Source organism: Bacillus sp. 166amftsu (assembly GCF_900107445.1).
Taxonomy (GTDB): Bacteria; Bacillota; Bacilli; order Bacillales; family Bacillaceae_G; genus Bacillus_A; species Bacillus_A arachidis.
Map to the genome: position 1 here is coordinate 22,134 of NZ_FNQA01000021.1, position 15,997 is coordinate 38,130.

Genomic DNA, 15,997 nt, shown 5'->3' on the forward strand with positions numbered 1-15,997 from the left:
CCATTCACCTCTATCCACTCTTCTTCAATGAAGCTTGTACCTTTTCTTGCTTCATAACAGTTCCTAATTCTTTTTTTGTAAAAACATTAAATTTCATAATTAAAAATAGATATACCAAGCCGCCAATCACTACACCTAGTAATGCTTCTACTACAGCCAAGCCTCTATGTCCTTCATCACTTGCTAGTCCAAATCCTTCATAAATAAACATAAATAGCATTAATATAATAGCCATTCCTAATCCACTGACCGTTATACCCAATATGCTTTGTTTCTGAATGAGCGGCTCTTCTATAACTCGAATAAGCAAAGTACTATTTAATAAGGCAATAACCATAAGTGAAATTACCGTTGCTACAGCCGCTCCAGTTACACCCAATTGTGGCATTAATATATAATTGAACAATAATTTTAGACACCCACCAAATACAACAAACAACGCTGGCTTTACAGTTTGACCAAGCCCTTGCAGGATAGAAGCTGTTGTAATGGATAAGGAACTAAATAAAATAGTAACAGCTAAAATAGCTAATACACTTGATCCCTCACTATTTTCAAACAACATAATATTTGTCGGTTTAATAATACACGCTAGCCCTAATGAAGCTGCAACGCCAATTACAAAAGTTATCTTCAGTGCTAACTGCACCTTTTGTTGAATAAACAGTCTATCCCCTCGCTCTTTCGCCGCTGTAATAATCGGAATAAGCGAAAGTGAAAACGAAGTTGTCACAACTGTACCAAGCTGCATAAGAGGAATACTTCTGTCGTAAACACCCTTTAATACTTTTGCAATTTCTCCTGGTTCTCCTGCCTGAATAAGCAAAGTATAAAATGAAACTGAATCTGCCATTTGGATAAAAATTAACACTAAATTACTAACACAAATAGCTATTCCTTGCCAAAAAAGGATTCGAATTATCTCTTTCTTATTTCGTATCCTTTTCCATCCTCGCAAAAAAATTGAACGGAAATTATGTCGCATATAAAATAAAAGCACGATTATGCCGATACATCCACCTGCAATCGATCCAAACATCGCCCCTGCTCCAACTGTATATAAATCAAATTGATGTGCCATGAGAAACAGCGATAAAAACACAATAATTGAAACACGAATCGTTTGCTCCATCACTTGTGATATAGCTGTCGGCATCATATTGTTAAATCCTTGAAAGTATCCTTTTGCAACAGATAAAAAAGGCATTAACAAGAATGAAAACGAAATAACTCTTAGCAGTTTATCTAAATTTACATCACCCATAACTGAAGCAATTGTGTGAGCACCAAAAAACACTGTAAAGAAACCTATACAGCCAATCCCCAATAAAAACCAAAAAGAAACACAAATAATCTCCTCTGCCTCTTCTTGCTTCCCTTGTTCCAAACGCCCTGCTACCATCTTAGAAATGATGATGGGAAAACCATAAGTAGCTAAAATTAAACAAAATCCATAAAACGGGTAAATTTGTTGATAAATATAAAAACCCACATCACCCGCTATATTTTGATATGGAATACGGTAAAAAGCGCTTAATACTTTCGTAATAAAACTTGCAATCGTTAATATAATAGCCCCGCGCCAAAAAGCCTGATACTTCTTCGCTTCCATACGAGAAAACTCCTTTTCCTATTCTCATCCCTCGTATTATATCACAAAGAAAAAAACAGGCTTCTTTTTAGATTTATACAATAAAAAAGGTAGCAAGACGCTACCTTTTAATGAAATACAATCCTATTTTCCGAAAAAAATTCCTTTTTATAACAAACATTATAATTAAGAAAAATTACTGTTCCATTTGTTTTGCTAAAAAGCTTGCAGCGGTATTTACCGCCTTATGCTCTACTTCACTTATAATCGCTTCTTTTGAAAAAATGATAACAGCTCCAATTGGATCCCCATTTGCGACAATTGGGCCAACTGTATAAGAGCTAACCTTTTCAGTTACCCCATCAATAATCGAAATTTCACTTTCATCTGTCATAACAACAGACTTTCGATCTTCCATCGTTTTTTCGATTAAATCACCGACACTTTTATTTAAGTATTCTTTTTTTGATACCCCAGCTACAGCGATAATGGAATCGCGATCACATACGAGTACGTTATGTCCTAAGCTATCGTATAAAGCATCAGCATATTCTTTTGCAAAATCACCTAATTCACTAATCGGAGAATATTTTTTCAAAATTACTTCTCCATCGCGATCAACAAAAATTTCTAACGGGTCCCCTTCTCGGATACGAAGAGTCCTACGAATTTCTTTCGGAATTACCACCCTACCTAAATCATCAATTCGACGTACGATTCCAGTTGCTTTCATTCTAATGCTGCCTCACTTTCTACTGATGATGAAAGTGGTGAATTTACCTGTTCATGTAAAAATCACCAACTGTTAAACATAGTATTTTACACATTAGTTCTTCTATGCACGTCGAATTACATTTTTTATTTTGTTTTAGGCATTTATTACTTCTTTTTTCACATCAGGCAAGCCTTTTAATAAATTTTCGGCAATTGTTAACCATTTTGATGTATCTAATCCATTCGTTTTCATAACAATTTTCAAACGAGAACCTTCCATACCAAGGCCAATCATGCGCCCAAAGCTATTACCGAGCATGAATAATTTTCCACCATCAATATTTTGACTTGCTTGCTCTGAGAATAAAAATGTCACTTCAAATTTTGTTTGTTTAATTAGCTCAATCTGTTCTTTCGTTGCCAATACTTTAATATTTGCAATTTGCAATAGATATCCAACTTCTTGCGGATAATCTCCAAAACGATCAATCATTTCTTCTTGCAATTCCTCAATATCTTCAATTGTAGAGACACCTCTAAATTGTTTGTACATCATAATTTTTTGCTTACTATCAGAAATATAAGCATCTGGTAAATATGCATCCACTTCTAAATCAATTTCAACATCAATTACATTTTCAACCCCTTGCGTTCCTTTACGCTGCTCGATTGCATCCTTTAACATTTGGGAATATAAATCAAATCCGACGGAATCGATGAATCCATGTTGCTCAGCACCTAACAAGTTTCCAGCACCACGAATAGATAAATCTCTCATTGCGATTTTAAATCCAGATCCAAGCTCTGTAAATTCTTTTATTGCCTGCAAACGCTTCTCAGCGACCTCTGATAACACTTTATCACGCTTATAAGCAAAGTATGCATAAGCAACGCGGTTTGAACGACCAACGCGTCCACGAAGCTGATAAAGCTGTGATAATCCCATGCGATCGGCATCAAATACAATTAATGTATTTACATTAGGAATATCAACGCCTGTTTCAATAATTGTGGTACTTACAAGAACATCATGCTGTCCATCTAAAAATGATAACATGACAGATTCTAATTCACCCTCATTCATTTTCCCATGTGCATACGTCACACGTGCTTCTGGAACTAACATAGAGATTTCATCTGCTTTTCTTTCAATATCTTCAACACGATTATATAAGAAATAAATTTGGCCGCCCCTTGCAAGTTCCCGTTCTATCGCTTCTCGAATTAATCCTGGATTATACTCCACCACATATGTTTGTACCGGGAAACGGTTTTCTGGTGGCGTCTCAATAACAGATAAATCTCGTACACCTAGCATAGACATATGGAGCGTACGTGGAATTGGCGTTGCTGTTAATGTTAATACGTCAACATTTGCTTTCAATTGTTTAATCTTTTCTTTATGTGTAACACCAAATCGCTGCTCTTCATCGATAATGAGTAAACCTAAATCTTTATAGGTTACATCTTTAGATAAAATGCGATGTGTTCCAATAACAATATCAACCGTTCCATCTTTTAAACCTTTAATCGTTTCATTTTGTTGTTTTCTAGTACGGAACCTGCTTAGCAATCCAATATTAATTGGGTAATCTTGAAAACGCTCTCGAATCGTTTCATAGTGTTGTTGCGCAAGAATCGTTGTCGGTACTAAAATCGCAACTTGCTTTTCATCCATAATTGCTTTAAATGCCGCACGAATCGCAACTTCTGTTTTACCATATCCAACATCACCACATAGAAGTCGATCCATCGGACGCCCACGTTCCATATCTTTCTTAATTTCTTCAATAGAACGCAACTGATCTTCGGTCTCCTGGTATGGGAAAGATGATTCGAACTCCTGCTGTTCGGCAGTGTCTGGCGTATATGCATATCCTTTTGAAGCTTCACGCTCTGCATACAACTTAATTAAGTCATCCGCAATATCCTGAACCGATTTTTCTACCTTCGTTTTGACCTTCTTCCAATCATTTCCACCTAGTTTATAAACTTTCGGATCCTTACCTTCTGACCCTACATATTTTTGTACTTGATCAATTTGTTCAATTGGCACATATAACTTATCATTACCTTGATATTTAATATTCAAATAATCCTTATGAACACCATTAATTTCTAGGGTCTCAATTCCTAAAAATTTACCAATACCATGATTCACGTGAACAACGTAGTCGCCAACTTTTAACTCAGAATAACTTTTAATACGCTCTGCATTGGATAGTTTTTGCTTACGTTGTGATTTTTTTACTTTTTTATGGAAAAGCTCTTTTTCTGTAATAACAACAAACTTCTGCATCGGCATTTCAAAACCTGCATGCAAATCACCTACAGCGATTTGAAGACGACCAGGAAGTAATATATCTGTAGATTCTATAATATCTGCTTCAATATCATAATCACTTAAAATATATTGTAATTTTTTTGCGCGTTCTTCATCTGTTCCTAATACAACTGTCGTGAAATTTCCTTCAGTCCATCGATCAATTTCTGTTTTTAACAGCTGCATTTGCCCATGAAAGTCCTGCATTGTTTTACAAGTTACATTAACAATATTTTGCGGGTGCGTATGCGCAATGTGGCGCAAAAATAATGTTAAATATACAAAGCTTCTTTTTTTATGATGTAAAAACTCTTCAAATTGATGAGAGAACTCCAAATCCTGAATAATTGTCCCTTCACTCAGAAGCGATGTATACCATTCTGCTTCTTCTGCCTCAAGGTGTGATGCCGTTTCTTGAATGCGCGAAATTTCATCTAAAATAACAACACCATTCTCCGGTAAATAGTCTATTAGACTAGCATGTTCTTTATAAAAGATAGATAAATATTTAAACATTTGCTCTATTGTCTGTCCGTTTTTTAATATTTCTATCTCATGACTAACAGTTTCCAGTACCGCTGTCTTAATTTTATCATCAGAGAGCCTCTGCATCGTCTTCATTAAACCTTCTTCAAGACGCTCTACCCCTAATTTCAATTCATCTTTTGAAAATAAAAATTCCGTCGCAGGACCGAATCTTACGCTTTCTTTTTTGTCTTGAGAGCGTTGTTCTTCTACATCGAATAAGCGAATAGAATCTACTTCCGTATCAAAGAATTCTATACGAAACGGTAATTCTTCAGTTAACGGATAAATATCCAATATTCCCCCGCGCAAACTAAATTCTCCAGGAGCTTCTACCATTGACTTACGTTCATATCCTATATCATGCAACATATGAAGCAATTCATCTAAATCAATCTCTTGCCCTAGACTAATCTCGATTTGTTTTTGCTTCCATAATTCTTTTATTGGTAAAAATCTACGTAATCCGGCAACAGGAGCGACGATAATACCGTTCTCCCCCATAGCTAAACGGTTTAACACTTCAATGCGCTGCGCCTTAAGCTCAGGGCTTGCAACCCCAATTTCTGACGCAATTAATTCATTAACTGGATATAGCCAAACATCTTTTTCACCAAGCAGTGATACTAAATCCTCATATACTTTTTGTGCTTGATACAGATTATGTGTCACAACAAGCTGTGACTGCTTTGTTTTCTTATATAAAGCAGCCATTAATAGAGAACGAGAAGAAGTTGCCATACCTGATACAAGCTGTTCTTTCAATCCCTCTTCTAGTCCATTAATAATGGATTGTATTTCTTTATTTTTATAAAATTGCTCTAATAACCCTATCATTTTCAAAACTCCTCTCAACATAAAAGAGCAAGTTAATATATTTTTATGCAAATATTTTGGAAAAAGAAAACAGAAAAATGCTTTGGGCATGCCAAAGCGACAACATTTTATTGCAAAAATTTTTCATACTCATAATATTCCGGATAAGATGAGAGCGTTTCTTGGCACGACTCACAGATTGTTTTTATATGTATATTTCCATTTTCATGAAAATGAATCATATCCAATCGTTCTTGCTCTGTTAGTTGAAATAAAACTTTGCTGTATACCTTTTCTGCCGTAATGGAACCCACTTTACCCCCACAATGTCTACAGTAATAATGTCCTTCCATACTATCCTCCTAAGTGTACAATTACTACTAGTATGGATAAAAACATCGCAAAATATTCCAAATTAGAACATTAACCGTTAAAAGTATTCATAATTTGAAGAAATGGTTTCTTTAACCACTCTTCACATGCATCCGCAGCTTTTTCAATAGAATGATTTACCTCTGGCAGCTCTTCTGCTGTAAAACGTCCTAATACATAGTCCACTACTTTCATGCCATTTTTCGGACGATCAACCCCCATACGAATACGTTGAAACTCTTGTGTTCCTAAATGAGAAATTGTCGATTTCACACCATTATGACCGCCTGCACTACCTTTCATACGAAGACGCAATTTACCTACTGGAATATCCAAATCATCGTACATGACAACAAAATCTTCCACATCAATTTTATAGTAATCCATAAGCGGCCGGATACTTTCTCCAGATAAATTCATATACGTCAACGGCTTTAATAAAATTACTTTTTCCCCATTAACAAACCCTGAACCATACATACCTTTAAACTTTTGTTCATTTAAAGAAATACCCCAGCGCTTCGCAAGTTCATCAATTCCCATAAATCCGATATTATGCCTTGTTAATTCATATTCTCTACCTGGGTTCCCAAGTCCTACTATTAATTTCATTCTTGTATCACTACTTTCTTTTTACGATACGAAAAGACGTAACCAAATTTGGTTACGTCTCATTCTATCCAATTAATTGAATAATACACTCACAGATTCTTCTTCATAAACGCGAATGATTGCTTCTCCGATTAATGGAGCAACAGAAAGCTCGTGTACTTTGTCAATTTTCTTCTCTTCTGGTAATACGATAGAGTTTGTAACAACTAACTCTTTAATATTTGAATTTTGAATACGCTCAATTGCTGGACCAGATAAAACTGGGTGTGTACAGCAAGCATATACTTCAGAAGCACCGTTCTCAACAAGAGCGTTTGCTGCTAATGTAATTGTACCAGCTGTATCAATGATGTCATCAATTAAAATTGCTGTCTTACCTTCAATGTTACCAATGATATTCATAACTTCCGATACATTCGGACGTGGGCGGCGTTTATCAATAATAGCGATTGGCGCTTTTAGGCGGTCCGCCATTTTTCTTGCACGTGTTACACCACCGTGGTCAGGAGATACGATTACGATATCTTTAAGACCTTTTGTCTCAAAGTAATCAGAAAGAATCGGTACACCCATTAAGTGGTCGATTGGAATATCAAAGAAACCTTGAATTTGTGGAGCATGTAAATCTAGAGTGATTACACGAGTTGCACCTGCTGTTTCAAGCAAGTTTGCTACAAGTTTTGACGTAATTGGTTCACGAGAACGCGCTTTACGGTCTTGACGCGCATAACCATAGTAAGGAATAACGATATTAATTGTTTTTGCAGATGCACGTTTTAATGCATCAATCATAATAAGTAATTCCATGATATGTTCGTTTACTGGGAAGCTTGTAGATTGAATAATGAATACATCGCAACCACGAATACTTTCTTCAATGTTAATTTGAACTTCTCCATCACTAAAACGGTCAACAGAACACTTTCCTAGCCCTACTCCAATATGCTTTGCAATTTGCTCAGCAAGTTCCTTATTAGAGTTTAAAGAGAATACTTTCAAATTAGAATTTAGATATTGAGTCGACATCTAGATTAACCCTCCACATTATGATTTTTTCTTATTCAGCAATTGATCAACATAGTCTTCTTTGTTAACTTGACGTGCACGTGCAATCGATAATGCTTTTGATGGAACAGTCTCAGTAATTGTAGATCCTGCCGCAACATAAGCACCATCTTCAACTGTTACAGGAGCAACAAGGTTTGAATTACAACCAATAAATACGCCGTCTCCAATAACCGTTTTAAATTTATTCTTACCATCGTAGTTCACCGTAATTGAACCACACCCAAGATTCACGTCTTCTCCAACTTGTGCATCCCCAATATAGCTTAAGTGTGAAGCCTTACTTCTATTACCAAAAACAGTCTTTTTAATTTCCACGAAGTTTCCAACGCGAACTTCGTCCCCAATAACTGAATCTGGGCGAATATGTGCAAATGGGCCAACTGAAACTTCCGTACCAATCTTACTATCATGTACAGTAGATTGACGAATTGTTGTTTGGTTTCCAATTTCACTATCGCGTATTACTGTATGTGGACCAATTTCACAATCAGAACCAATTACAGTTTTGCCCTCAATAATCGTTCCTGGATGAAGAACTGTATCACTGCCAATTATTGCATCCGCAGAAATATATGTGTTACTTGGGTCGATAATTGTAACACCATTTACCATATTTTTTTGGTTGATACGTTTTTTCATAATCATTTCCGCTTGCGATAGAGCGACTCTGTCATTAACACCTAATGTTTCATCGAAATGCTCTGTTTGATAAGCTGATACAATATGACCTTCATTTTTCAAAATTTCAATAACATCCGGAAGGTAGTATTCACCTTGTACGTTATCATTTGAAACTTTAGAAAGTGAAGCAAATAGTGCTTTATTATCAAAACAATACGTACCTGTATTAATTTCTTTAATAGATAGCTCTACTTCATTTGCATCTTTATGCTCAACGATTTTTTCAACATGGCCATTTTCATTACGAACAATACGGCCATATCCAGCAGGTTCTTCTATGTATGCTGTTAACACCGTTGCTTTCGCCCCTGCTTCTTCATGATGCTTTAACAATGCTTCCATTGTTTCTGCCGTTATAAGCGGTGTATCGCCACAAATAACTAAAGTTGTTCCTTCTTCATTTGCAAGTACATCAGCAGCTTGATCAACAGCATGTGCTGTACCAAGTTGTTCTGCTTGTAATGCAAATTCACTTACGTTCCCTAGTTGTTCTTGTACTTTTTCAGCACCATGTCCAACTACTGTTACAAGTTTCTGCAATCCTAATTGAGATACTTGATCCACTACATGCTGTACCATTGGTTTTCCGCATACAGGATGAAGCACTTTGTATAGCTTGGACTTCATACGTGTGCCTTTACCTGCAGCTAGAATCACTGCAAATCTGTTTGACATATAGACCCTCCATCGCAACCTATTTATCCATTAAAGATATTATCCTAAATCACTATATATTTCAAGAAACACAGCATAACTATTAAATTTTACCATACTTCTTGGAAGATGTTTTACTCTTTAGTATCTTTTTTAGGAAATAAGCTATACTATTTCGAATGACTTTAAAGAAAGTAGGGGTTTACATATAACGCGGCAATAGTGAAGCTTTAATGTCAAACTAAATAATAAAAAACAAACTCCTGTAAGTGTTTACAGGAGTTTGTTACAAAATTATAGAGCTCTTTTTATTAGAGCCCTTTTTATTCGAATTTTACGAAGCTCCAGCTTCTTCAAACTCAACTTCTTCTAACTCGCCTAAACGGTGATACTCCGTTAAAACCGCATCTTGAATTTTTGAGCGTGTGTTAGAATTAATTGGATGCGCAATATCACGGAACTCTCCATCTGGAGTACGTTTACTTGGCATTGCTACAAATAATCCATTATTGCCATCAATTACACGAATATCATGAACAACAAATTCATGGTCTAGGGTAATAGAGGCAATCGCTCTCATACGGCCTTCTGTGTTTACGCGGCGTAATCTTACGTCAGTCACTTCCATCTTGTGTTCACCACCCTTTTCTAAATAAGCGATATGTTTGTATAAATTCCACAAATTTTCTATTTTCCCTTTAATTTTTTAAAAATTTTTAAGATAAAAATTTTTAATTTAGTGGAATATAAGAATTAACAGACGTTATCGCTTACAAAGCTTTATTTTACAAGGGCAATTACTTCAATTTCGACAGAAACATCTTTCGGTAATTTTGCAACCTGCACACAAGAACGAGCTGGTTTATGTGCAGAAAAATACGTTCCATATACTTCATTTACATCATTAAAATCATTCATATCTTTTAAAAATACAGTTGTTTTTACAACTGTATCAAATGATGCACCGGCTTCTTCTAATACAGCCTGTAAATTTTGAAATACTTGCTCTGTTTGTACCTTTACATCACCTGTTACAAGTTCTCCACCTGCAGTTAATGGAATTTGTCCTGAGCTATAAAACATATTATTCACGATAATTCCTTGTGAATATGGGCCGATTGCTTGTGGTGCCTGGTTTGTTTGAACTACTTTCATATTTTCTCATCCTTTTACTATTTTATTTTCTTTGAATAAAAACGCATCGGAAATTTTCTTCCCACACAAACTCAATTCATCCCATCTAAATATAGTTAGGATGACCTGTGCTAATGGGCGTTAAGACTTTCATAATCCTAAAAAGACTTAACGTCCACTAGCACTTTCATTTATGAAAAAAGATAAAGCCTATGCTTTACCTTTTTATTCAGCTTCTACAAGCCCTTCGTTAAATGGTACAAGTGAATAATTTCCTTTTTCCACCTGAATTGTTTTTTCTTTAACATCTACTTCGGATAAACGAATTAAAGAAACAAAGTTATTAATAAGTCTTTCTTCAATATCTGTTGATTCTACTAACACGCCAATCCCAACAACATTAGCATTAAACTCCTCTAGCATGCTAATCATGCCTTGAATTGTTCCTCCAGCCTTCATAAAGTCATCGACAATTAAAACATTAGCACCTTCTGGAAGACTACGTTTTGCTAAAGTCATTGTTTGAATGCGCTTAGATGAACCTGATACATAGTTAATACTAACTGTTGGTCCTTCTGTTACCTTATTATCTTTTCTTGCAATTACCACAGGTACATCTAAATAATTTGCTACCGCATATGCAAGTGGAATTCCTTTTGTTGCTACCGTCATAACAGCATCAATCGGTTGTCTCGCAAATACAGAAGCAAATAGGCGACCTGCCCCATTAATATAACGTGGATTACTTAAAAGATCTGTCATATATAAGTATCCACCTGGAAGGATACGATCTGGATTCTCAAACAAGCTACAAAGCTCATTAATAATCAGACTTGCTTCTTCCTCACTTATATATGGAATATATTTCACTCCTCCTGCTGCCCCTGGTATCGTTTGCAATGTGCCGACTCCTTGTTGCTCAAACGTTTGCTTAATAATAACTAAATCTTCACTAATGGAAGATTTAGCTGATTGATACCGTTCAGCAAAAAAAGTGAGCGAAACTAACTGACGAGGATTCTGCAATAAATAATAAGTCATATCAACTAGTCTTGTACTCCGTCTAATTTTCACACTCTCACCCCAAATCACGAATATTCTAAACAAATCATAACGTATTATACGTCTTTATTCAAGCGTTTCTCGCTCTCCTAATAGACGTACTGCGTATACTTGTTCACAGAATCCTTTTAACCCATTATAAATACGATGCATACGTGAATCATGATGTACTAATCCAAATACAGTTGGTCCACTACCACTCATTAAAACTGCATCTGCACCAAAACGTTTCATCTGTGCCTTAATACGCGCAACTTCAGGGTGCATCTTAAACGTCACGTCTTCTAGTACATTTCCAACAGCACCACAAATTCCTTTGTAGTCACCACTATTAATGCATTCAACCATCTGCTCTACATCTGGATGTGTAACACGATTTAATTGTAAATTCCCGTACACGTCAGCGGTAGATACACCAATATGAGGCTTCGCTAAAATAACCCAACAAGAAGGAGGCGTCTTTATATGCTCAATCTTTTCTCCTCTTCCTGTAGCAATCGCTGTTCCGCCATATACACAAAAGGATACATCTGATCCAATTTCTGCCCCAAGTTCCGCTAATTCATCTATTGTTAGACCTAAACTCCATAACTTATTAAGTCCTCTTAATGTAGCAGCTGCATCACTGCTTCCACCAGCTAACCCCGCTGCTACTGGAATTGTTTTTTCAATAGCAATAGATACCCCTTGCTTCACCTTAAATTTTTCTTTTAATAATTTCGCAGCTTGATAAGCTAAATTACGCTGGTCGTCTGGGACATACCGATTATGGGATACAATTTCAATCCGGTCTTCTGATAACTCCGTTAACTCTAAACGATCTGCTAAATCGATTGTTGTCATAATCATTTTTACTTCATGATAGCCGTCTTGTCTTTTCCCTAGTACATCTAACGACAGATTAATCTTTGCTGGTGCTTTCACTAGTAGTTTCAACCTATTCACCCACTCTATGTACTCAATCTTTTATCGTTTATTTTACCATAAATTTATAGTAAGACGATGACACTTCCCTAATTATAACGAAAAGCATTCAGAATGAAACTACTTATGCAAAATGATGATACCTTTTGGCGTACAAAAAGCCGAGGAATTTCTCCTCGGCTCCCGTAGCATAGAAGTTATCTTACAATTACTGGTTTTGTTTCATTAATTGCTGCTGTGCAATTTCAATCGCACGTTTCACCATATTACCAGCATCTTTCGCACGAATTCCGCCCCATCCTTCTTTCTGAACAACATCATAAAATCCAAGCTCTTTTGCAAGCTCTTCTTTAAACTGATTTGACATGACTCCTCTTCGTCTACTCAATGCAGGGTCCCTCCTTATGTTGCTACGGTATAATTAGTATGCAAAAAAACGTCCTTTTTCATTTGTGGTAATATATGTAACATAGTGGGTTGTTATCCTAAAATAACCTCGTTATGGGGATCATCATAAAACGTTAATTCTACTGTCTCTGTTAGAACATCTGCATAGCTATAGGAAACACGCTGCAGTGTATCCTCTTGTTGATCTAATTGGACAACAAAAACAGAACGATATGTTTCTGCTAGTACACCTGATTGTTCCACTGTCTTTCTTCTTCCACTATTCGCCTTTAACATAAGGCGCTTTCCAAGGTGATGATCTAGTTCACTTTTAATTTCATCTAAACGTTTTGACATATACTTCGCTACACCTCGCTGTAATTTAGAATGAATACATGATATATCTATCCTGATCATTGCCTATACGTAACGGGCAATTTCTTCGCCAAAACCTAATGCGTTCGAATAGATAGAAGAATTACTATATTGTAAAAGTATCATTGTATAGTCTGTACGTTCTTATCTGTTTTTATCCAAACACTTACAAATTCGCGTTTCAGGAATATTTTTATTAAACAAATCTATATCTCCATAAGAAAAGCAAGGTAAATATATACCTTGCTTACTCTTCATAATATTGAAAAGGTAATCCTGTTCGCAAAAGCCCCCGGGTCTCAATACCACCAAGACCTTTTTGTCCAGTAATCGTATTTCGAACAACATCCCATACATTTACGCGTTCCATAAAAGAAGTAAAACTAATTTTCCCCACTACATATACTGGATCTAATGCATGAATATTAATGCGCGATGGCGAACTAGCAAAATTAGCACCAGCTCGAATTAAAGCTTCAAAATGAGACTGACACGCTCCAGCAAAAATAACAAGCTGATCTAAAGAGGGATATTTTTTTCTTACTTCTCGAACGGCCTGTACAAAATGCCTAGAATGACGATAAGCTGCTAAATCTCCCATAACTCCTTTAGATTTTGTATATGCATCATGACCCGTAATTACCAAAATATCTGGACGGAAATGATCGATTAAATCAACTACCTTTTCATGCATTTCTGTTTCTTTACAATGTATCCCTTGCACAGGAACACCTATCTTTGTATATAAATCTAAACATTTCCGTAAATATAATGGATCTCCATCTATATGCAAAACCCTACCCGGCATTTGAAAATAATTGACTTCACTCGTATATCCACCTGTAGAATTGTGTTCATGACGTTGTTTCATCAAGACATAATCTTGTTGAAACAAACGGTATGTTTGCTCCATCGTTTCCTTTTCACGCTTTGCTCTTTTCTTATACTCCCTCTGATCAATGCTAATTAAATCTTCAAGTGGCGCATCTGCCACAAGCCTAACTTCTTCTCCAAATAATATTGCAACTTCACCTTTTATTTCTATAATGCGAAAAAGAATGTCTCGGTTATAAGATTGTCGTTCCACTAAGTCTCCAACATGCACAGCCATTATCCTACCTCCAAACTCATTAGGCCATCTCACTAACCACGTTCTGTTTTTAACGTATGAATTTAGAGTGAAAAGGGTGACAAAAAGGACAGCTCGAATCGAGCTGTCCTTTTATTGTTTATAAGAGACTAACGCATTACTCAGCGTTGCAAACTCTTCAATTGATAATGTCTCGCCTCTGCGTTTCGGATCAATGCCTACTTCCGTTAAAATACGATCTAATAACTCTTTATCCTTCGGGAAACCATTTAAATTATTTGATAAGTTATTCATCAACGTTTTACGACGTTGTGCAAAGCTTGCTCTTACTACTTCGAAGAAAAACTTCTCGTCTTTCACTTCAACAATTGGCTTTGGACGTTTTAAAAGACGAATAACTGCGGAATCTACATTTGGTTGTGGTACAAATACAGTGCGTGGAACGGTCATAACTGTTTCTACCTCTGTATAATATTGAATCGCAATAGATAGAGAACCGTAGTCTTTCGTTCCTGGTCTAGCTGCCAAACGATCTCCTACTTCTTTTTGCATCATAACAACAAATCCGCGAACTGGTAATTTTTCTTCCAATAATTTAAACAAAATTGGTGTTGTGACGTAGTATGGTAAATTTGCTACTACCATTACGTCTTGTCCTTCTTCAAACTGCTCCCCGAACACTTCATGTACATCTGCTTTTAAAACATCTTTATTAATTACAGTTACATTACCATAAGGAGCTAATGTTTCATCTAGAATGGGTAATAGTCGTTGATCGATTTCAAAAGCTACTACCTTCTTAGCACGTTTTGCTAACTGCTCTGTTAAAGCTCCAATACCAGGGCCAATTTCAATTGCTCCGCTCTCCGGATCAATTTCCGCATAATCCACAATACGATTTAATACATTTGTATCGATTAAGAAATTTTGTCCTAAACTCTTTTTGAATGAAAACCCGTACTTTTCAACAATGTCTTTCGTACGATTCGGTGTTGCGATATCCTTCATTTCTTTTCCTCCTGTAATACTTGTTTATATGCTTCCGCAAATGCTTCTTTTGAAACTTGAAACATTTGTAAACGTTTATGTAACTGCTTTGCATTTGTATAACCAATCTTTAATAGCTTGCCCATCTTTTCCCTACGACTTTTTGCCTGTTCTCCGCCCACTAGACCAGCATCTACTAAGTCACTCCAACTAATTTCGCTCATATAAGCTTCCATTTCCTCATGAATATTTTCTAAAGCACGTCGAATAGATTCATTGGAAGCATGTTCAATTCCGACTCCTTTTTTTCTTTTTGCAAGCGCCTCTTCTTTCGGTAAGAAAGCATGCTTACAACCCGGCACTTTTTCAGAAATAATTTTCCGAATACGTTCTCCCGGGTAATCAGGATCTGTCAAAATAATAACGCCTCGTTTTTGCTGTGCCAACTTTACCTGCTCAATGACATGATCACCGATTGCTGAACCGTTCGTTTCAATTGTATCTGCATCAACAGCACGCTTAATTGCAACTGTATCATCTTTACCTTCTACAACGATAATCTCTTTAATTTTCATGACTGCCTCCACACTCATTTCGTCTCTACTTAGTAAAACAAAAAAACGAATACTTTTCCATTATTATTTTCCCATTGATACAATTTAAAAAGCAGAGGAGAAAAAAT

At 36.1% G+C, this 15,997-nt stretch carries 16 protein-coding genes; all 16 read right to left on the reverse strand.

What is annotated here, in order from left to right:
• Positions 1-10 precede the first annotated feature (10 nt).
• The 16 genes from BLV40_RS24280 to rnmV all read right to left on the reverse strand — a co-directional run bounded on the left by BLV40_RS24280 (position 11) and on the right by rnmV (position 15,890).
• Entirely contained in the window at positions 11-1,612 is a 1,602-nt protein-coding gene (locus BLV40_RS24280) for a putative polysaccharide biosynthesis protein (RefSeq protein WP_090694628.1), read from the reverse strand.
• A gap of 175 nt (positions 1,613-1,787) precedes the next feature.
• Complete coding sequence (gene spoVT / locus BLV40_RS24285; protein ID WP_026593117.1) at positions 1,788-2,324, reverse strand: stage V sporulation protein T; 537 nt, start codon at positions 2,322-2,324, stop codon at positions 1,788-1,790.
• Positions 2,325-2,459: 135 nt separating this feature from the next.
• The gene (gene mfd, locus BLV40_RS24290) at positions 2,460-5,990 is read right to left on the reverse strand and encodes a transcription-repair coupling factor (RefSeq protein ID WP_090694632.1); all 3,531 of its coding nucleotides are present in this window, start codon (positions 5,988-5,990) and stop codon (positions 2,460-2,462) included.
• A gap of 107 nt (positions 5,991-6,097) precedes the next feature.
• Positions 6,098-6,322 (reverse strand): anti-sigma-F factor Fin family protein, encoded by a 225-nt coding sequence (locus BLV40_RS24295; RefSeq protein ID WP_026593115.1) that lies wholly within the window; start codon positions 6,320-6,322, stop codon positions 6,098-6,100.
• Between the two features lie 70 nt (positions 6,323-6,392).
• Positions 6,393-6,953 (reverse strand): aminoacyl-tRNA hydrolase, encoded by a 561-nt coding sequence (gene pth / locus BLV40_RS24300; RefSeq protein WP_090694635.1) that lies wholly within the window; start codon positions 6,951-6,953, stop codon positions 6,393-6,395.
• A gap of 72 nt (positions 6,954-7,025) precedes the next feature.
• Positions 7,026-7,979: a ribose-phosphate diphosphokinase gene (locus BLV40_RS24305; protein WP_000107420.1), complete on the reverse strand. Its 954-nt coding sequence runs from the start codon at positions 7,977-7,979 to the stop codon at positions 7,026-7,028.
• Between the two features lie 18 nt (positions 7,980-7,997).
• Positions 7,998-9,377 (reverse strand): bifunctional UDP-N-acetylglucosamine diphosphorylase/glucosamine-1-phosphate N-acetyltransferase GlmU, encoded by a 1,380-nt coding sequence (glmU, locus tag BLV40_RS24310; RefSeq protein ID WP_026593113.1) that lies wholly within the window; start codon positions 9,375-9,377, stop codon positions 7,998-8,000.
• 313 nt (positions 9,378-9,690) lie between these two features.
• A complete protein-coding gene (spoVG, locus tag BLV40_RS24315) occupies positions 9,691-9,984 on the reverse strand; it encodes a septation regulator SpoVG (protein WP_000454042.1) in 294 nt (97 codons plus the stop codon).
• Between the two features lie 152 nt (positions 9,985-10,136).
• Positions 10,137-10,511 carry a RidA family protein gene (locus BLV40_RS24320; protein WP_026593112.1) on the reverse strand — a complete coding sequence of 125 codons (375 nt, stop codon included), beginning with the start codon at positions 10,509-10,511 and terminating at the stop codon, positions 10,137-10,139.
• Positions 10,512-10,715: 204 nt separating this feature from the next.
• Positions 10,716-11,564, reverse strand: coding sequence for a pur operon repressor (purR, locus tag BLV40_RS24325; protein WP_026593111.1), 849 nt, complete (start codon positions 11,562-11,564; stop codon positions 10,716-10,718).
• A gap of 54 nt (positions 11,565-11,618) precedes the next feature.
• A complete protein-coding gene (gene ispE / locus BLV40_RS24330; protein ID WP_139265610.1) occupies positions 11,619-12,488 on the reverse strand; it encodes a 4-(cytidine 5'-diphospho)-2-C-methyl-D-erythritol kinase in 870 nt (289 codons plus the stop codon).
• Between the two features lie 196 nt (positions 12,489-12,684).
• Complete coding sequence (locus BLV40_RS24335) at positions 12,685-12,843, reverse strand: small, acid-soluble spore protein, alpha/beta type (protein WP_003194225.1); 159 nt, start codon at positions 12,841-12,843, stop codon at positions 12,685-12,687.
• A gap of 113 nt (positions 12,844-12,956) precedes the next feature.
• Positions 12,957-13,220, reverse strand: a complete 264-nt coding sequence (locus BLV40_RS24340) for a biofilm formation stimulator Veg (protein ID WP_026593109.1) — start codon at positions 13,218-13,220, stop codon at positions 12,957-12,959.
• Between the two features lie 265 nt (positions 13,221-13,485).
• Complete coding sequence (gene yabG, locus BLV40_RS24345) at positions 13,486-14,349, reverse strand: sporulation peptidase YabG (protein WP_026593108.1); 864 nt, start codon at positions 14,347-14,349, stop codon at positions 13,486-13,488.
• Positions 14,350-14,460: 111 nt separating this feature from the next.
• Positions 14,461-15,336, reverse strand: coding sequence for a 16S rRNA (adenine(1518)-N(6)/adenine(1519)-N(6))-dimethyltransferase RsmA (gene rsmA, locus BLV40_RS24350; RefSeq protein WP_026593107.1), 876 nt, complete (start codon positions 15,334-15,336; stop codon positions 14,461-14,463).
• On the reverse strand, positions 15,333-15,890 hold the full coding sequence (gene rnmV, locus BLV40_RS24355; protein WP_026593106.1) for a ribonuclease M5: 558 nt from the start codon (positions 15,888-15,890) through the stop codon (positions 15,333-15,335). Before rnmV ends, rsmA begins: the two co-directional genes overlap by 4 nt.
• Positions 15,891-15,997 lie beyond the last annotated feature (107 nt).

Coding starts and splice junctions, on each gene's coding strand:
- rnmV (WP_026593106.1), bottom strand. CDS start 15,890: ATGAAAATTAAAGAGATTATCGTTGTAGAAGGTAAAGATGATACAGTT.
- pth (WP_090694635.1), bottom strand. CDS start 6,953: ATGAAATTAATAGTAGGACTTGGGAACCCAGGTAGAGAATATGAATTA.
- spoVT (WP_026593117.1), bottom strand. CDS start 2,324: ATGAAAGCAACTGGAATCGTACGTCGAATTGATGATTTAGGTAGGGTG.
- mfd (WP_090694632.1), bottom strand. CDS start 5,990: ATGATAGGGTTATTAGAGCAATTTTATAAAAATAAAGAAATACAATCC.
- BLV40_RS24280 (WP_090694628.1), bottom strand. CDS start 1,612: ATGGAAGCGAAGAAGTATCAGGCTTTTTGGCGCGGGGCTATTATATTA.
- BLV40_RS24340 (WP_026593109.1), bottom strand. CDS start 13,220: ATGTCAAAACGTTTAGATGAAATTAAAAGTGAACTAGATCATCACCTT.
- BLV40_RS24320 (WP_026593112.1), bottom strand. CDS start 10,511: ATGAAAGTAGTTCAAACAAACCAGGCACCACAAGCAATCGGCCCATAT.
- BLV40_RS24305 (WP_000107420.1), bottom strand. CDS start 7,979: ATGTCGACTCAATATCTAAATTCTAATTTGAAAGTATTCTCTTTAAAC.
- spoVG (WP_000454042.1), bottom strand. CDS start 9,984: ATGGAAGTGACTGACGTAAGATTACGCCGCGTAAACACAGAAGGCCGT.
- rsmA (WP_026593107.1), bottom strand. CDS start 15,336: ATGAAGGATATCGCAACACCGAATCGTACGAAAGACATTGTTGAAAAG.
- yabG (WP_026593108.1), bottom strand. CDS start 14,349: ATGGCTGTGCATGTTGGAGACTTAGTGGAACGACAATCTTATAACCGA.
- BLV40_RS24295 (WP_026593115.1), bottom strand. CDS start 6,322: ATGGAAGGACATTATTACTGTAGACATTGTGGGGGTAAAGTGGGTTCC.
- glmU (WP_026593113.1), bottom strand. CDS start 9,377: ATGTCAAACAGATTTGCAGTGATTCTAGCTGCAGGTAAAGGCACACGT.
- BLV40_RS24335 (WP_003194225.1), bottom strand. CDS start 12,843: ATGTCAAATCAGTTTAAAGAAGAGCTTGCAAAAGAGCTTGGATTTTAT.